The sequence below is a fragment of the Azospirillum sp. B21 genome, assembly GCF_008364825.1.
Lineage (GTDB): Bacteria > Pseudomonadota > Alphaproteobacteria > Azospirillales > Azospirillaceae > Azospirillum.
Window position 1 is genome coordinate 103356 of sequence record NZ_VTTO01000018.1, and the last position, 18984, is coordinate 122339.

Here is an 18984-nt window from a genome sequence, read left to right on the forward strand (position 1 = left end):
AGTAAAAGAACTGGCAACTTTCTTTGCGGCATTCATTTCAATGTCATGAAATTTAGTCATTTTTCACTTATTCGTGCGGTGTCGGTGATGGTGATGTCACCTATTTCATTGAGAGTTTGGGAATTCATTGGATTTGCTTCTTGTATATTATAGGTGAGTTTTAGATCGGCGTACATCCTGAGCGGTTATGATGGCGGGGAAACGGAACAATCCGTTCTGATGCTGCGCTCGCACTTTTCGGATCAGTCTAAGGCACTCCATTTTCTCAAAGAGTAGTTAGAAAATATTTTCCTCTGATTTTATTCACAAAGCTTTTCCTGATCTATTCACCTGCGAACACCCTGGCAGTCGTACCAGCCCGTTTCCAGCGAGTTCTTTCCACTCCCAGCCAAGGAGGGGCCAATGAGACCAGGGTGCGGCGCGAGCGAACCTGCCGGAGCAATCGAGGCATTCGACCGCGAACATGGCTTGGAGACTGCACCCGCGTCAGGCCCGGCGGTTTCACGCCGGGTGATCCTCAGCGGACTCGCGCTGATGGCGTCACCGGTTTCCCTTGGTCTCGCACTGGATAAGGGCGACCTGCACGTTACCCGGGATTTGGACGGTTTGCTCGTATACGCCTCTGGGTCGGTACTGCGGTTGTCGAGCGCAAGATTCGGATCGGCCGACGCTTTATCAGCACCACGCCGAACCGGCAATGTGTGGACGGTCGAGGTTGCTCCATTCCTCTTGCCGGGCGCCAACCCGTTGCGCGGCACGCTGACGTTCCGGCGGCTGCCGGACGACAAGGGCGGAGAGTGGGTCGTGGAATTGCGGATCCACAACTTGATCCGTTTTCAACCTGTCTCTTACCACGAGTGGAGTGTTGGTAAGGCTCAGCTGGAAAATCGTATGTCAGGCGCTGGCGGTCGGACGTTCCTACGCCGTTTGCTGGGAGGGGCGTTCACGGTTCGGGGAGCGGCCACCGTTACGCTCGGTCCGGATCTGCTGTGGAAGATCGCGTCCCCTGCCGGCATCGTTGCAGCGGACGCTGCGGTGACGATGCCTGCCATTGCCTTTGGCATCGTTCCACTCGACCGGGAACCAAACATCGACGGTCTTCCCATCGGGCCGGGCATCGCGTCACAGATCGGTTCGTTCAAGGCCGAAGTCTCAGCTGCCGAGGTCCGGTCCAAGGATATGATAACTCTGACCGCGCCAGATCGCGCCCAAGTGGCGATAGAGGCGCGCGGATCTGGTGGATTCCTGTGGTCCTGCTGGCGTCGGGAGACCGACCGATCGATTGTTTGCCTGTCAGAAGTGAAGGCGCCCATGGCGGCACGATTCGTCGTGCGTGGTGGTGACGAAGGGCCATTCCCCGGTGACCGTTCGACGTCGTGGGTTGTACGCATCGGTCAGCGAACCTACCGTCGCATTGACATTCCAGTTCCATCGAAGGTCATCCGCATTACAACCGCGGCGGGAAGCCTCGCGATCAGCGGTGAACTGGTCGGCGAAGCGGAGCAGGGAAGGCACGTAGATCGACTTCGGTTGCTCGCGATGGGCGATCTGCTGACCGGCTGCGACGGCCGCGTCTTGGTATCGCAGGTGCCCTTGGAGATCGGCGGCGCTGACTTCAGTCGTCTCGATATGGGCATGATGCCCGTTGCGCTGGAGATGAGCGCGTTTCCCGGTCCGCAGCCATCCGCGGCGCTGGGCCGGCTCGTCCTGGGTCGCAAGCGGCGGGGCAAGGATGTCGAGCCCGATCTGGTTGTCCCGCTGGACCGCTCCAGTTTACGTCTGTCGCGGGCTGTCGACTTGGTGCGGCTGACCTGCCGTTTCCGCGGGGTATCCCTGCATGTCGGCGGCGGGGCTCCGCGACTGCGTATCACCGCCGATACGACGGACCCACTGATGGCCGTCGAGTTCCCGCCCCAGCACGTTGCCGAGCGTACCTTCTTCCGACAGATCCACCAGGAACCCGAGGTGCTGCTGTCGGAAAACGAGATCGCGTCGATCCCCGAAATGACTCCCGCGCTCCGCGCCGACCGTCTTGAGGCGCTGAAGGAGCAAAAGGACCTCGACTATAAGGCATTCCGTGCCCGCTTTGCGGAAGCCCAAGCGGAGAAGCGGCCGGAGCTGTCCCGCTATTACGGTCCCCTTAACCGCGAAGCCCATCTGTCGCCGGAGACTGCCAAGGCGATCGGGGACTGCGCTCTCGCGCTACTCGCGGTTTCGAATCCCGAGGAGGGCGAAGCTCTTCCTGACATCGTCGAGGCGCGGCTGTCGGGCCCGTCGCGCATAGTGTTCCAATTGCGATGCCTTGCCTCCGCGGGGCCGGGGGGAGGCGCGATCCCACTGACGATTGAGGCACTCACCCGCTGGAACGCCTTCGACCTTGCGGTCGTCCGGCGGGCATCCCGGTCACCGGTGAGGATGATCGATTCCGACAACGGAACGACGATTCCCGAGCTAGGCGACGATCTGGTGGTCAGGATGCTCGACCACTATGGAGTGGCGCCGAACAATGGCACGCCGGAGGAGAATTGGGCTGCACGTTTGCGGGACCTCGAGAAACAGACGCGGCCCCCGTCCGCCTTCGAAACATCCATAGAGTTACCGTCCCGCCTGATGCTGTCTCCAGCCGACGACGCCCGCTTCTGGACTCCCGACTGGAGCTTGGCCTCCGATCCCTGGTTGGGGCCGCAGGGGACGGGTACTGTCTGGCGCACTCGCCATGTTCCGCTCTGGCGGGCCGAACTGGACGAAAGCGTGGGCGGGGCCGGAACACGCGCCGTATGGTCACCCGACTTGCGCCCGGCCCTGTTTGAACCCACACCGCTGGCGGCGGATCCTCCGCCCCGCGGCCCTTGCGTGCCCTGGGAAACACGTAAGGGTGGCAGCGACTGCACGCCCGGCCAAATCGGCCGCTTTCGCATGCCGATGGACGCTTACGATCGGCACGAAATCGTCCTGCTCTCGTCAGTCCACGGCATGCCGGTGCGCCGCTCCCAGACCTCCCCGACGGAAAAATCGTGGCGGCCGGCCGGCTGGCAGATTCCTGCACCCGCATCCTACGCCTTATCGGTGTCCGATCACGCATCCGACGGCGGCAAGAGCAAGACGACGGAAACCGCCATCTATGTGCCGCCGCCGTTTCACATGCGCGAGCTGTCTTTGAGTTCACTCGGCGGGTCCATAGACTTGGACGCGCGCTTCGAACCGCCGACCCTTCTGCGCGAAGGCATGAACGCAATCTCCTTCTCGGTGGAGCGTTGGCGCCAGCGCAGCGTGCTCGGGCGCGACATCTTCGTCGAGGTGGTCTACAAGGGTTTTCTGTTCCCGCTTGGTATGCGCTGCTCGCTGGTGAAGCAAACGGAACGGCGGATTCTCGCCCACCCCTTCGGCGGCTATCCGGTCGCCTACCTCGTGCAGCGTATGTTCCTGCGCGTCGGCAACCCTGAAAAAAACTTTCCTCCGGTCGGGCAACCTTTCGGGGGGCGGCGCTGGCCGGTGTCCAACCTCCGCCTGCTCACCACCCGCACGCCCGATATCGAGGATCCAATGCCGGGCGATGGCGTCGCGTCCACTGCCGACGCCCGTGTGCAGGGCAACGGCCGAATCCGCCTGCCCGGAGGTGCCGATCGAGGGCTCATCTTCCTGCCCCGGACACAGGCGGAGAAGGGCGCTGAGGTGTGCTTCTCCATCCTGGTAGAGCGTACCGACACCGTGTCCATGCCGCTGATCTTCGTCGACAACGTCGCGGCAAACAATCAAGCGGCAATGCGGGAGTTGTGTGTCTACTACAACAAGCTGGCCGGTGCCGGGCAGGAAGCGAAGGGGCCGTCGCGCGTCATGCGGTACGGTGGGCGCAGCCGCCGCTATGCCGAGGCGACGAAACCCGGCGAAACCACCTTCGAGACTGAATCCTGGACCCTGCTGGCAGAGGGGCGTACGGCCAAGGGCACCGCCGCGCCTATGGAGGTCATCGGCGCCAACGTCGACTTCTCCATCGACGCCATCATGGAGGGTGCCGACCAGCCCCCCTTCTATCCCGGCATCCACACGGCGCGGATTCGGATCGGTCAGATCGAGAGATTCTCAGGGCAGCCCACTGGAGTCACGACAGTCGGCTTTCCGGACGATTACCTGGAGCACGGCCTGGACAGAACCAGGAATCCCGCCGAGATTTTTCTGCATCTCGACACAACGGTTGCGCTCGATCTTTCGCAGGGAGGCGACCGCTCCGGCGGCGTGGCGCAGCCCAACGCGCCCGTTGTGTTCCTGTCGCGCAGCATCGGTCCGGTCGGCGACACGAAACTCCACTCCACCCCCAACCTGGAGCGTTTCCAGAATTTCCAGCCCGCGTCGTTCTTCGCCGGCGCCGGCGGTGGTATCGGTGAGGCCAAGCTGCTCGGTCTGATCCCGCTGAGCAAGGCGATCGCCACCATCACCAACCTGCCCATGTCGAAGACCGCTCCCAAGCTGAAGGAGGTGGTGGACCGCTGGATCGATCGGGATCAGGTCGAAGCTCTCGTGCGTATCCTGACGAAGAACGTTGTCCAGCCGTTGCGTGAAGTGAACAGAATCAAGTTGCCCGGCGAGGTCTCCGCGGTCGGACAGCCGCTCTATCCCGACCTCGACCGGGTGCTCACGGGATTGGACGACGCGCTGAAACTCTTCGCCGCCTGGCCACCGGCGGATGGCAGCGCCCTCGACGCGCCGTCTCGGCTCTACGAAGCCGGTGGGCAACTCGTCGCCGTGCTGAACCGGATCGCCGCCGATCCGGGCGGCCCGATCAAGGATCGGACACGCGCCGTGCTGGGCCGCATCCCCGCAATGGTGGAGGGCTTTACCGTCAAACTGCTCGACCCGACCGGTACCGCCGGGGAGTTGGTCCGGATCCGGGAGACGGTCCGGCGGGGGGTGCGCAATCTGTTCTGCGAACCGGCGACGCTGGACTGGGCACGTCGCGTCGTGACGCTTCCGATGCCGGTTGACACGAACGTGTTCCAGCGGGCCGGGCTGACCCCACCGGATGTTCCCGGGATCATTGCGCGGGCCTGCGAGACGGCCATGCTGAAAGCAACGTTGCCGGAATTCCTCAATGCGTTGCACGACGACGTGAATGCGGGGCTGACCGTTGAGATACAGCGGCTGCGCAGCGAACTCGGCAACGCACCCGCGAATGTCCAGCGCGCGGTCCGCCGGGAAATCGCCCGGCTCGAAGGCGAACTGCGTGCTGGCGCACGCGGATTCCTGTACGACCGTGTCGAGCCTCTGCTGCGGAGGATTGAGGTCGAGGCCGACCGGCTGCAGGCGGTGGTCCAGGGGCGTGCCGAGAACATTCTGAACAGTCTGTTGGTACCCGTCAGCGGCTTCATCGATGCCCTGACGGTCCTGATTGCCGAAACCGCCTCGGCCGGAGGGATCAGGCGGGCCGAGGCGGCCTGCGCCTCCGTTGCCGAAGCAATGGAGCGGGCCGTCCTCGTGATGGTGCCGGAAGCCGGCGAGGCCCTGTGCCTCGACCTTGCGGAGGCCGAAACCCTTCCGGCCGCCACGGCGTGCCCGGTTCCTCCCGCGGGCGGCAGCACGGCGCTGGCACGTTCGTGCGGGCGGCTGCTCGACGGCCTCAACGCCCTGGTCTGCGCCGAACAGGACATCCGGGCCTACGCCGCGATGCACGCCACGCCGGAGCCACTGCGCGTCCTGCTGGCCAAACCAGCGGCGGCGCTGGGGAACGCCAGAATATCACTCGCCAGGAGCGCTGACGTATTCGGCGATTCCCTCGAACGGCTGATCCAGGCGCGGGGAGCCTTCGTATCCGCTGCCGACCGCCGGGAGGTGTGCCGGCCGGGCGGGAGCGCCGACGTCGCCCTCGGCGCACTCGCCACCGTCGTCCACGCCCGCGCCGCCGCGTTGGAAGCGTTGGCCGCTCTAGGTGCGCAGACCGCGACGGCGGGCCAGCTGATCGTCGACGCCATTCCGCCGGAGGAGCACGTGTTCCTGACCTTGGCTGAGGTTTCCGAGCAAGCCCGCTCCCGGATCACTGGCGAGGTGGAGGACCGGATGCGGCAGGGGCTCGCGGCGCTGGCTCCGGTGATTGCCGCAATCGGACACACGCTTGATGACCTGACCAGCCTTGCCCGCGCCATCGACCGGGAAGACAGCCTGCTCCCGTTGCCCGACCCGCTCGACAGCCTGCTGAAACGGCTACAGGACGCCGAAGATGCATTGCGATCCCTTCCCGGCATGGCCGGATCGGCTGACGGCGTTGCCGAGGTTCGCCAGCGACTGACCAGCGTGGACGGACAGGTCAGGAAGGAAAAGGAGCGGCTCGATCAGCAGGTCGCGGCCATTGAGCGGGAGCTCTCGAGGGGAACGGCCGGGTTGGAATCGCTCGCCCGGATTGTGCGAGACCGGCGCGGCCACGTGCTGGCTGCCTTGCAGGCGATACAGGAACGGTGGATCAAGGGCGTCGAGGCGGCCCTTCTCGACCAGCTCACGCGGCTTCTGGCATTCGGACCCGATGTGGCGCAACGCCTGACCGCGGAGCTTCGCGAGCCGTTAGCCGCCATCCTCAGCGTTGTCGCACGGTTGTACACCGCCGTTGCCGACGAGCGCGACAAGATCGTGCGTCAGATGGCAAAGGACAACGACCCTTCGAACATCGATGCGCGGCTCTTCGGACTTTTCTGGCGGCTGTTCATCATCGCCGGTCCCGGCGAAACGATACCGAACGAGCCGGAGCCAGCGCTCGAAGACCGGTTGCGCCGCGACGCCACTCGTCTGACGGTCCTTGCCGGCAAGACCGGGCGGGGCGAGCCGCTCGATACGGCTGACCAGGCCGACCTCCGCCGCTTCGTGGACGAGGTGAACCGGAGGAACGGGCAAACGACGTCGGTCGAGGCCCTTGTTGACACGATCGGCACGGCCTTCGAGCAGACTTGGCGCGGTGACTTCTCGCGGCTAATCGATATCGGCGCCCTGCTGCGGCAACTGGAGCAGGAACTGCTGAAGCTCCTGCCGTCGAAGGCGACGCTCAGCTACGACTTTGATACCGACATCGCAGTGCCCGACGAATTGAATGACATCTTCGTCATCAATCCCGCAGACCGGACGGACGGCAGGAAGGATCTGTCCTTGCAGACCCGGGTCACCATCGACCTGCTGGATCCGACACGGCGCCGGATCAGCACCACCGGACGCCTGGGGCCGTTCAGTGTCCGGCTCTTCGGGAGCAGCATGTTCGCCGTGCAACTCGACTTCACGGAGGCGGTCTTCCGCAGCGGCGGCGGTCGTGACACATTCGACGTGCGGGTCCGGAACGTCGTGCTCGGCCCCCTGGTCCAGTTCATCAAGCCGCTGGAGGCCTATTGCTCGCCCCGGGGCAAGAATGGCTTCTTCCTGAACCCGCGCGTCGAGCGCCCCGGCGTGGAGGCGGGATATCAGCTGAACCTGGGCACCATCTCCATCGGCACGTTGGCCTTCCTCAACGTCAGCTTGAACGCGTCCTGCACGCTGCCGTTCGACAACGCCCCGGCAACCTTCAGCATCGCGCTTTCGCGTCGCGACGCGCCGTTCCTGATCTCGGCGGCGCCCTATGGCGGCGGCGGCTTCTTCCGCCTTGAGGCGACCTCCGACGGCATCGTCGGCTTCGAGGCCTCGTTCGAGTATGGAGGCGTCGGCGCCTTCGCCTTCGGTCCGTTGGAAGGGCAGGGGAGGCTGACGCTGGGCATTTACGTTCGTAAGGCGCCCGGCGGCGCCACCATAGACGGGTTCTTCTTCTGCGGCGGCTCCGCACATATCGCCTGCTTCGGGGTCGCGGCTTCCCTCACGGTGCGGATTTCGCAGCGGGAAGGCGGGAGCATGGCGGGCAGCGCGGAGTTCACCTACTCCTTCTCTCTCGGTTTCACCGACATCGACTTCACCGTGACGGTATGGCGACAGCAGGGGCAGGGATTCCAGGACGACACCGTGAACCAGCAGCAGTCCGCCCTCGACGACAGCCGCGGGCGCGATTTCGCCAACCTGCCGGACCGGATCCGGGTGGCCGCGCTCGAAGCGCCGTTCGCGCTTGCGGCGGCGGTTGCGGCGAACTCCGACCCGGTCGCCGAACGGCGCCGCAAGCGCAAAGAGATCAAGAAATACAACGCCGTCGTGGAAACCAGGACCGCGTCGCCGGAGGCGGACTGGCTGACCTACCGAAGCTACTTCGACGATGATCTCGTGTTCAATGAGGAACGGCCATGACGGTGGGGAACGGGAAGTGGGAGGTGCGGGAACCCGGCACCGAAGATGGACGGCTTTCCGACACCGTGGGTGTCGCCGCGCGGGTCGTGGCCGCCGGCGTGCCGAAGCAACACCGCGACGGCCGGCGTCGCCTGCAGGCGACGCTCGTGCTCGTTCCGATCGCCAACCCGGGCAGGCACGACCACCGGATCGCACTTTCTGACTGGCCAGCCGAAATCGAGCGGCTCATCGCGCGCGACGGGATCGACGTCGCGGTCTCCGGCGCCCGTTCGCAAGGGAACGAGCGGCCCGCACCGAGCAGGGCCGACCTAGACAAACGAGTGCGCGCCACCCGCATGGCGCATCATCCGCTTTCGGTGCCAAGCTGGCCGGACGCCGGCGACCTGCCCCTGGTCGGACGCTACGGGGAGTCCCGTCAGCGCCGGCCCGCCGCCCCACCGAAGGGCAGCGATCTCGCGGCGGTCACGGATCTGTGGCGCCGCCTCATGGGGCCCCGGCTCTCCCCCGACATGCGGATCGACATCAGTTCCAGGGACGACCCGGACCCGGACCCCTGGCGGGAGCTGGTTGACGTACTCGCATCGGCGGGTGCCGCGGCAACTGTTCCGCAGGCACCGCTCGTGGTGGTGCCGAGCAGCGACATCGCACTGACCGTGGCCCTGTGGCGGGCCCGCGTCGTGCTTGCCGCGCTGGGGCGCGATTGCGGCGACCCGATCTGCGATCCGCTTTGCGACGGTACACCGCCCGCCCGGCCATGGCTCGTCGATCCCACGGCCCTCGACCGCATCAGCCAGCGCTACGCCGGCTGCGTGCAGGATACGGCGGAGTACAAGGAGCTCATCGCCCGCGTCCGCGCCGGTGCAGAAGAGCAGATGCAGGCGGTCCGCAACGTCCTGTGCGCGTCCGACCTGCGGACGGCCGTCGACGGCATCCGCGCCTTCGCGGGCGAGCACCTCAAGGCCTGCCGCGCGCCGGTCAGCATCGCCGAAGCGCTGGCGGCCGATGGCAGCCCCGCGCACAGGGATCTCGTCCGGGACCTGACCGGCCTGTATATGGCCTCCCTCGCCCCCGACCCTCAACGCATCGGATCGGCGGACCAAGCCGCGCCAAAGCCGCCGCCGTTCGATGCACCGGCGTTGTCGCTGTCAGGGGTGGCGGCGCGCCGGCTGTTCGCTTTGCAGGCGCACCCTCTGCTCGGCCGGCTGTTCAACATGGTCCTAGACGTGATGATCGACGTCGATCCGCCGGACGCCGCCCCGCCGGGTCCGGGAGCTGTCCGCTGCCTCGCCGAATGCGCGGGCTTTGTCGAAGCCACCCGTTTTCACGAGACGGATGTCGTCGACGCCGACCTGGCGGACGACGGCGACATCGCGGCGGTGGAGTGCCGCGATGTCCGCTTCCTGTTCCTGTCGTCGGCGTTTGGGCGCCGCGACCCGGCGGCGGCGCAAGGCCGCTCGCCCATCTGGACCACGGCGAAGCTGCGCCTCCACGATGCGCCCTGGCGGGACGTTGGGCGGGACGCTCATTTCTGGCCCTGCGCACGGGCAGAGATCGACTTGGCCGCGGCGCGGGGCCATGCTGGACTGGACGACGCGCTCGACCTCTACGATGGAGTGCTCAACCTTGGGGTCGGCCAGGGCACCCGGCAGCCCCGCTACGACATTGTCTCGCTCGACACCAACTGCGCCATCGAGAGCGAGATCCAGAAGATCCGGTCGGAGAACAGCGCCCGCCTCACGAATGAAAAAGGCCAGCGGCGTATCCTCGATTCATCGCCCCCTGTGCTGCAGCCGGACGAAAAGGGACAGGGCTGTGCGGTTGCCGAGGCCGACAGGCCCCAGGCCGATGCGGTGGAAGACGCGAAGGTCAGGGCGTGGTTCGCCAACCCGGAACGCCGGGCCGTCATGCGGCCGACCCTGCGCACCGCTGGACTGACCGTGGTCGACCGCTGGCGCCAATGCACTTTGACCGGTCGGCGGGAGACCCGGCAGCGGCACCGCTCGCTCTGCGCGCAGACGGATTCTGCCGCTGACGCGATCGTCGAGGACGCCGAGGATCTCAATCTCGGCTTCAGGCTGGACGTGGGAATCCACGTCGCACGCGCCGGGCGCCATCTCTGGCGCAGCCTGACCAACAGGACGGTGGAGTTCAGCGATCCCATTGAGCCGAAGAACCGGTGGATCGACGACCTGCTCCGTCGGATCGTTCCCGATCAGGAGGAGCGCACGCGGCTGGCATCGACGCAAGAGTTGGGCGGCCTGTTCGTCCGTAAGACCGAAGGGGGGCCGGCGGGTGTGGAGCGTCTCGACTTCGGCCAGGATGTCATCGCCGTGTGGCGGGGTGATCCCCTCGGGGCGCCACTGGGTGTTGCGGAGCTTTACGCCAACCCCGGCGCCGACTTGGCCATCGGGCAATCCTATGGCCTCTTGGGTGGGAACCGGCACGACGCATACCGACCGCCACCGCTCGTCTTCGGCTGGCGCTACCGCTTGGGCATCCGGGCCGTTTTCGTGGGCGGGGGATCGCTTCCACTCGAACGGGCCGCCGGGCGCTACGAACGCGAGCATGGCGGGACGCTGGCCCTGCCCACCCCGCCCCGAAGCCCGGGGTCGGCCGTTGTCGCCGGGCCGGACCACGAGACGGGACACCGCTTCCTGCGCCACGAGCGGATTGATGCGCCGATGTTGGCCATCAGTGCGCGGAACGTCAAAGCCCGGTGGCGGGGCGGGGTCGATTCCACGCGCAAGGTGCCGTTGGATCCTGCATCCCGGATGGTGCTGCGCGCGGTCGAAGCGGAGCATGAGCGCGGTTTCGGAACGACGACGGCGCGCCGTGTGCTCTTTGTGCCAGTGGTAGCGCAGTCCTTCGCGACAGCGCACCGGGCGTTCGACGGTGTGCCCGTCGTCTCGATGAACGGCATGAACCGGCCGCGCGACGGCCTGGTCAACGTGCGCTTCAACGCAGAGGACGGTGGCCTCCCGTACCGCGGCAGGGATGACCGGATCGTGACGGCCAGCGTGAAGCACGAGCCGGCAACGCCGTACCTGTCGGAGGATCGACGCGAACCGCTGGATCCGGTCTTCCAGGTCGGGTGGGAGGCCGATCCGACCGCCCTTCGGCGGCGGCTCCCCTACTATCCCGACCCCGGGGCGATGGCCATGGCTGTCGCCGTGCGCCGCCGTCCGGCCGACGGCACGCCGGTGAGGAACCACCATTATCTCGACGGCACCGTCCTTGTGCTTCCGCTGTACGGACTCGGCCGACGCTACCCCGACGCGGTCCCCATTATATTGGACCTGGAGCATGACCCCGACGAATCGGCAGCCGATCCGCGCTCCAATCCCCCCGGCGGCCCGGAACGGCGGATGCGGCCGGCAACGCAGGAGAGCGTCGTGCAGCACGATGCGTTTGCCGACGTCGGCGTTCTCGACGGGCTCGAGCGCTTCTCTCCGCGTGCCGCGTCCGACCTTGCCCGCTGGGACGGCGGCGACGCCACTGTTCCCGTCCGGCGCGTCCGGATCCGGCTGGCACCGGGAGAGGACTTCGACATCGATGTCTGGTGCCTGCCAGGTGACAGGAATGTGGGAGATTGGCGCGAGCGGACAATCGGCCACAGTGATTTGGTGCGGCATGCGCGCGTCTTTGCCCGGACCTTCGACCTGGTCGAAAGCGCCGCCATGCTGGCGGTGATCAAGGGCGGGCAGGTGTCTGGCGTCGATCAGGCGTGTGCGGCCGGGTTGGGAGCTCTTACCGGCTTGGCCGAACTCGCGGTGCTGCGCGATGCACTTGTCCAGGCAGAGGCGGTTGGCATCGAGGTGGCGTTGCGCTGCGGCGCCGGGGGGTTGTCGCTACCCTGCCGCGACGTGATCGAGGCGGTCGGCACTGAGATCTTGCAGCGGCTCACCAAGGTCCCGGTGCCAGAGGTCAGCGCGGTCACAACCATCCAGGTGACCCATGCCCTGCAGCGCCCTTTGCACAGGCCGACCTTCGATACGCCTGCTGGTCTGGACCTTTCAGGCCGTGTGGCTGGCGTTCACGTTGTGCGCCGGCGGCTTGCTGAATGGCAGGATGTCGAGCGCGCCATCCTGGATCGACAGCGCGCCGGCGCGCCTGACGAGTATCTCGACCTGAGCCAGGCCGGCGAGAGCGAGCAACTGTTTTTGGGAACCGTGTTCGCCGACGTGGAGACCACCGGAGCAGTGGACGTGATCGCCCGCACGGCGGGGCTATCAGGGACCCTCCTCGACGACCCGGGTCGTCGGCTCCACGTGACGGACCCTCGCTACCGCGCCGTCATGGATGGTCCTCCGGCGACCCGCAAGGACGCATTTGCAAGCCTGTTCGAGAGCGTCTACGGTTTTGCGGTCGACGACGAAGGGTTCGTTACGCTGACGCCTCACACCGTGCCGCTGCTGCGCATCGACAAAATTCAGCCAGAGGAGGCGGTGCCCAAAGGCCGCGGGCTTCGACCCATCGACCTGCTGCGTGGTCCCCATGGCGCGCTCCGGACCTACGCCCTGCGCCGGCCATTCGCCGATACCAGGGCACGCCGCCTCGAACTTTCGTTAGTGGCCGAGACGCGGTTCCGGCCGCTGCTGGTCGACACGGCGGGTGCTTTCCTCGGCCTTAATGAAACCCCGGATTCCGTGGATTACACCGAAGCACCGTTGAGCGTGGAAGAGAAGCTCGCCAGCCGGGTCCTGGCACTGGAGCCGTCGGAGATCGCGTCCGTTCCGGAGAAGCACCGGTCGGTCTGGGTGCCTGCGACCTGGCGGCCCGCCCGGCTCAGTCCCAAAAGTCTTCTGCCGTCCTTCGTGTGGTCGGTCGAACGCCCGACCGCCGGCACGTCGCGAACCCTCCGGCGCACCTTCGTTCGAGTCAGGATGCGCCGGCCCTGGTTCTCGTCCGGGGAAGGGGAGCAGCTGGGAATTGTGGTTTGGCCGCCTGACCTGTTTGAGCTCGACCCGCGCAAGGTCTCTCGGAACAAGCTGTTCGATACCGCGTCCGGACAAGTTCAGGAAAAATCATGCGAACCGTTTGACGACTGCCAGCTTGGCAATGGGGGCGCCTTCGTGAGCCGCTGGGCAAGCGACCCGATCCGCCGAGGACCGACCGCAGACGGCTGGTTCATGCCGCGCGAGGTCTTCGCCGACGCTTTTGATGCTTCGGGAGCGGTGCGGACGTCCGGTGACGGCGAGGTGGTGCGGCGCGTATCGATGCCCATTCCTCGAATGACCGAGGGCGATTTCGACACGCAGAAGGACTTGGCCGATGCTAACCGCGAGAGTCTGAAGGTATCGCTCGTTCTCTACACGCCGCGCTTCGACTGGCGGGAAGACGTCTGGTATGTCGATGTCGAACTGAACGCGTTCGATCTGCCGGACCCGTTCATCCGGCTCGGTCTCGTGCGCTATCAGCGGCATGCGCCGGAGGCGCTCAGGGTTTCCGAACCGGCTATGGAGTTCGTCCAGATCCTCCCGCGGCGGACGGTCGAGACCCGCGTCGGTGGCTACGATCCGCAACGCAAGGGATATCCGGTGGAGTTCACCATCTTTGGGCCGGGCTCCGTCCGGGCGGGCGACCTGATGTCCCGGGGGCGCGACGACAAGAATTTACCATACCCGGAGGAGGATCCGGACGACCGCCCCCGGATGCGGGCTTGGGTTCTGCGCAATGAGCGGCGCGGCGATCTGCGTCTGTGCGATGTGGCCCTGCAATCAGGGTGCGTGGAAGCATACTGGGAGAGCGATCCAATGACCGCACCGCAGCGTAGCGCCGATGGACTGAGGTGGTCGCACACGTTTGTTATGGCCGAAGATCCGCGGATTTCGACCAATCAATTGGACACCACGCTGTTCATTGAGGAATTCGAGCGACGACCATCGGCTTCACCGGACGAGAACGCTGGACCGGATGGCAGGTCCCGTCTTGTCGAGTCGGGACCGCGCTTTGCTGTGAAGGTGCCGCTCGGCACCGGACGGATATAGCAGTTGCCGGCAACACTGCTTTCACGGACGCACCGGGTTCCCAAACACCTTCAGCGGAGTGGCATACCATGCGATCTGCATCTGTTTTCCCGACCCTCGTGTTGTTGGGGATTGCCGCACCAGCACTTGCGGACGATCCAACCTTCCTCATCGAACAGCAGGTTGGCCAAGCCACGAGCGACACCTGCCAATCCTACGTGCTCGCGATCGCCTTGGCCTTCAAGCGCGATCCCGCCTTTCCCCTCAGGGATTGGCGATCGCTCCGGACTATGGAGGAGCGTCTGCGGGCCGAAGTCGTGAAGGCGCGTAACGCCCGCTATGAAACGGAAGCCCCAGGAACCCCGGAAAGCAAGCGTTTTGCAAACGTCAAAGACTACAAAATCGCTATCAACAACGCCACCAACAGCAAATACACGGTTCAGGAGAAAGCCTATGATATAGACGCCCTAGGGAACACCATAAGCGGTAAAACAGGAATTTCGTCGAAGTCCAATTTAGGCGCATCGTTCATTCTCGGAAACGCGGTAAAGGATGTCGCAATCTCATCAGCGACCAAGATAGGAGACAAGATCTACAAGGACGGACACCTCTTTACGATCCTAGGCGTCTCCGGTCCTCCCAACAGCACGCGCGAATATTTGGTTCTCAATAGCGCTGCTTACAAGATCAAGGGAAGCCCACCATTTAACGCATGTCAGGAATCACTGCCTGATTCCACTGGTCCGTATTTTGCTACGCTTGCTTGGCGGAATGATATCGAATGGAAGCTTTCAGGCGGAAAATACCGCGTGATTACAATAGAAAACCAATAGCAATAAATGGGATTAGTCATAATATTTATAGTCCTATTTGATGCTTCTGTGAAGACCCCAATTGAAGAACCGTGACGGTGGTGCATAAGTTGGACGGAGATTGATCTCGGTCAGATGGCGGGCTGCGAAAGCGGCACGCTGACGTTGGGATCCCTGGCAAAGTCAGACAAGCGAAAGGGCGCCGGTATGGCTTACCGATCCGGTGATGTGGTCCTATTTTCTGGAAGGGGTCCCCCTGTACCGTCGTCTACAGCGCCACCTCAGGCGCCCTTGGGCGCAGACTGGCCTCGTACTGGTCCTTCCGTCCATGCCGGAACCGCTCCTTTTTGCGGCAACCTCGATTCCGCTCGTCGCGGATCTCGAAAATGGAACGCTCCGGACCGGGGTGCGCACAGTCCCGCTTGCCGAGCATTCCGCCCGTTTCGAAGGCAACATCGCCGTTCGCCCTCTACGGCCACCCCTCAACGCCGAGGCCTTGGTCAGGCTCGTCGCGTACAGGGTGAACCGTTCCGGGTTTGTCGGAGGCCATTCGGCTTGAGTCACGCCGCCATGGCGACATCCTCAGCTTGGGCATAGTAGCGTGCTTCGGCCTCGGCGGGAGGAATATTGCCGATAGGTTCGAAGCAGGCGCCGGTGATTGAACCAGTCCACCCATTCCAGGGTGGCGAATTCGACGGCTTCGAGGGTGCGCCATGGTCCGGGGCGGCGGATCACCTCGGTTTTGTAGAGGCCGTTGATCGTCTCTGCCAAGGCGTTGTCGTAGGAATCGCCGACGCTGCCCACGGAGGGCTCGACACCGGCGTCGGTCAGGCGCTCGGTATACTTGATGGCAACGTATTGCGAGCCGCGGTCGGAGTGATGGATGAGGCCGCTGCCCTGTGCCGGTCGGCGATCGTGGAGCGCCTGCTCCAAGGCGTCCAGAACGAAGCTGGCGTGGGCGGTGCGCGACACCCGCCAACCGACGATGCGGCGGGCGAAGGCGTCAATGACGAAGGCGACGTAAACGAAGCCCTGCCTTGGGGCCGCGCTGGAGCGGATCGCCCTCTGTTCCAACGATCCCGTCTGCGCCGACCACGAACCGGCGTCGAGCGCCGACGACTGGGCACTCAACGGTGTGGCCTGCCACGGCTGCCTGCTGATCGCGGAGACGAGTTGCGCGATGCGCAACATCCTGCTGGACCGGCCCCTGCTCGTCGACACGATCGCCGATGACGGCTGCGGGTTCTTCCCGTTCTGACCGGAATTGCGGCTGAAACGACAGCTTTGCCTTGTGCTCGACTCATTCGTGAACCGTGGGGGCTGTTCGGCCGCGCGTGCGCGGTAGTCTCCCTCGGCAGACACAGCCGGGACCCCAGCAGAGGACGACCAACACTCTACCCTAAGAGGAATTGACCAAGCAATATTGCTCGCGCAGCATGACCCTGATCAACATCTGACGGGGAGGCAACAATGCGCATGTTGACTTTCGCGGCTACCTTGTTTGCTCTCGTTGCACCAGTGAACGCTGGTGGACTGATCGGAGATATCGTGAACGTGGTTGTCCCTGGCGCGGGGACCGCGCTCGACGACGCGAACCGGCAGGTTAAGGAGGCCATTCCGCCCTACAAAGCTGTCGAGGAGGGTGCATCAGGTGTGGTGAGGCACGTTGCGAACGAGGCCGCCGGTGAGTTGGGTGGACCGGCCCTTGCGGCTTGGATTCGGGCATCCAAGGGTGATGTTGTCGGGGCTGGCGTCAAGCCGATGCCGCCACAGATCTATGCTGCCCTTTCCGGGTATTTCCCTGAGGAAATCCTTCTGTCAGTGCGCTACCGTAGCGGGTGGGGAAACGAAGTTGCCCTGCCCGCGCTTTCTTTTCAATTCGGTGATGCGGCCGCGATCACACTCGACGACGCCGTCATGTTCCGAAATGAGGATGATGCACAGTACAACCTCGGCCTCTGGGCTCATGAAGTGAGCCACGTCCAGCAATACAAGCGCTGGGGAGTTGACGAATTCGCCAAGCAGTACACTAAAAATCATGGCGATGTGGAGGCAGAAGCAGAGGACAATGCGCTGAGGTTCCTCACATGGCATGAAATTCAGGTGAAGAACAAGCAGGTCACCTTCCAGCAGAGCGTTCCAGCTTACCCAAACCAGCCCGCACCCGGCGCGGCATCCCCGTTCGGCGCTTGGCCCCAGGCGATTGGAATGCCGCAGCAGGTGAACATCTGCCGCACTCCGTTCGGGGCATGCCAGCTTCCCGTCAATGGACCGGTCGGAGTCAGCTGCTGGTGCGGAACCCCTGGTGGACCAGTGTTCGGTTCGCTGATGCCCTGAGGCAGTGACGTCCTGGGTCATGGGCGATATGGGCAGGAGCTGGGGGAGGGCTTTGGCCTTTCGTCCCCGCCCAGGGTCAGGCGTCCGACTGTGCCACTGACGAGCGCGCCGATGGCGCGGACCAGTAGAAGGATTGTCGCCCCAGTTCGGCAGCATACCGACGCTTCCAGCTCAGCGCCGGTCTGTGCGGGTGACCGGCGCGCTGCGATCGTGTCCCCGGCCGTGGTGTAGAAACGGGGAGGCGCTCCTTGTCTCCGGCTGGTCTGGCCGGGATCGTCCGGCAGCCACAGCGGGCAGGCTGACGAGGAAATCATCGCCGAGCAGGGCGATGGCTTCCAGCGTCATATAGCGCGCCCGCTGAACGGCCCACTCGTCACTCTGCTCCAAGAGAATGGCGCCGGTGAGGCGTGTAATCGCTTCCTCGTTGGGAAATATACCGACAAACTCGGTGCGTCGCTTGACATCGCCGTTGAGGCGTTCAATCGGGTTGGCCGAGTGGAGCTTGGCGCGATGCTCCTTGGGAAAGGTCATGTAGGCTAGGACGTCCTCTTCCGCCTCGTCCATCAGGGCGGCCAGCTTCGGCAGCTTTGGACGAACCTGATCAGCAACTTGCCGCCACTGCGTTCGTGCCGATGCCGCATCATCCTGCGCGAAAGCCGTGGCGATGAAGGCCGCCACGACACGGCGCCCCTGGCCGGTTCGTCCGCCACCCGGACGGCTACCAGAACTCTGACGTCGAGCGGGTGCAGCGTCACCTATCAGCGGGCCGACAACGGCCGTTCCTGCCGCTTCGTCGCCACGCGGCTCCGCAGTTCCCTGACCGGCCCGTGGAATTACCCGACGGTCAACACGACCGCCAGCAGCAGCGGCATCATCTGCACCTACACCATCACCAGCGTCAGCTCGAACGACGATTGGGCCGTGACGCTCAACGTGAACTGATCGTAGCCGGGGCGGCCGGACGCTTCGGACCGAAGAGACTCACAAGCGGGGCGCCCGAACGCCCCTCTATTCTGAGGAGGGTGTTGCGATGATGATCTCCGACCAGAGCGCGGCAAGCGCCGCTGTTGCGGTCAAGAGCGCCAAAATCTCCGCGGACGCACGACCGGGGCGGCGGCCGGTGGGCCCGGCACCGCCGCTGGAGGGATCGCGGTCAGGAAGGACTTCGCCACCGTCGCCAATTACGCGCGCGCCGCGCTCGATGCCGTTTGCCGGCAACGCGGCAAGGCCATGGACATGCACACGTCCGGCAAGGATTGGGGGGCCGCCTTTCAGGGAAATTCTCGCGAACGCGATGGAGGCCGGGGCCAGATTCCTCGACTCGGTCGGCGACGAGGAAAAGCAATCGGTGACATGGGCCATGTCCCGCGCGTCGGTGCAGCAGCACGGGCATCCAACAGATCGGTGCCCATTGCCCGGAACTGGGCCAGCGCGTGCCGCTTGGCAGCGTCACCGATGGCGAGCATGGCGATGAGCGCTGCCGTGCCGATGCCGATGCCCAGCAGCGCCTGCAAGGACCGCTGCCGCACCTCAGAATAGAACCTGCCCGCGCTCACACAAATGTTGCGCCCGGGTAGAAGTGTCAGTGGCTGGAGCAAAGTAGGAGTGTCAGCGGGAGCGGCTTCGGCTTGGCGGTG

General features: G+C 64.8%; 5 protein-coding genes and 2 pseudogenes. 4 read left to right on the forward strand and 3 right to left on the reverse strand.

Annotation, left to right across the window (positions count from 1 at the left end):
- Positions 1–534 precede the first annotated feature (534 nt).
- The 3 genes from FZ983_RS28120 (at position 535) to FZ983_RS28130 (ending at position 15031) form a co-directional block, all read left to right on the forward strand.
- Positions 535–8232: a hypothetical protein gene (locus FZ983_RS28120; protein WP_149227628.1), complete on the forward strand. Its 7698-nt coding sequence runs from the start codon at positions 535–537 to the stop codon at positions 8230–8232.
- Positions 8229–14219 (forward strand): hypothetical protein, encoded by a 5991-nt coding sequence (locus FZ983_RS28125; protein WP_149227630.1) that lies wholly within the window; start codon positions 8229–8231, stop codon positions 14217–14219. The genes FZ983_RS28120 and FZ983_RS28125 overlap by 4 nt, the downstream gene beginning before the upstream one ends.
- 68 nt (positions 14220–14287) lie before the next feature.
- Positions 14288–15031 carry a hypothetical protein gene (locus FZ983_RS28130; RefSeq protein ID WP_149227632.1) on the forward strand — a complete coding sequence of 248 codons (744 nt, stop codon included), beginning with the start codon at positions 14288–14290 and terminating at the stop codon, positions 15029–15031.
- Between the two features lie 539 nt (positions 15032–15570).
- Here FZ983_RS28130 and FZ983_RS28135 read toward each other — a convergent pair.
- Positions 15571–16045, reverse strand: a pseudogene (locus FZ983_RS28135) (IS3 family transposase); the annotation flags it as partial.
- 435 nt (positions 16046–16480) lie between these two features.
- On the opposite strand from FZ983_RS28135, the gene FZ983_RS28140 reads away from it, so the two are divergent.
- Positions 16481–17347, forward strand: coding sequence for a DUF4157 domain-containing protein (locus FZ983_RS28140; protein WP_149227634.1), 867 nt, complete (start codon positions 16481–16483; stop codon positions 17345–17347).
- A gap of 288 nt (positions 17348–17635) precedes the next feature.
- Here the strand turns inward: FZ983_RS28140 and FZ983_RS28145 are convergent.
- Both FZ983_RS28145 and FZ983_RS28155 read right to left on the reverse strand, forming a co-directional pair.
- Positions 17636–18043: pseudogene (locus FZ983_RS28145) on the reverse strand (transposase); the annotation flags it as partial.
- Positions 18044–18355: 312 nt separating this feature from the next.
- Complete coding sequence (locus tag FZ983_RS28155; protein WP_149227636.1) at positions 18356–18709, reverse strand: hypothetical protein; 354 nt, start codon at positions 18707–18709, stop codon at positions 18356–18358.
- Between the last annotated feature and the right edge of the window lie 275 nt (positions 18710–18984).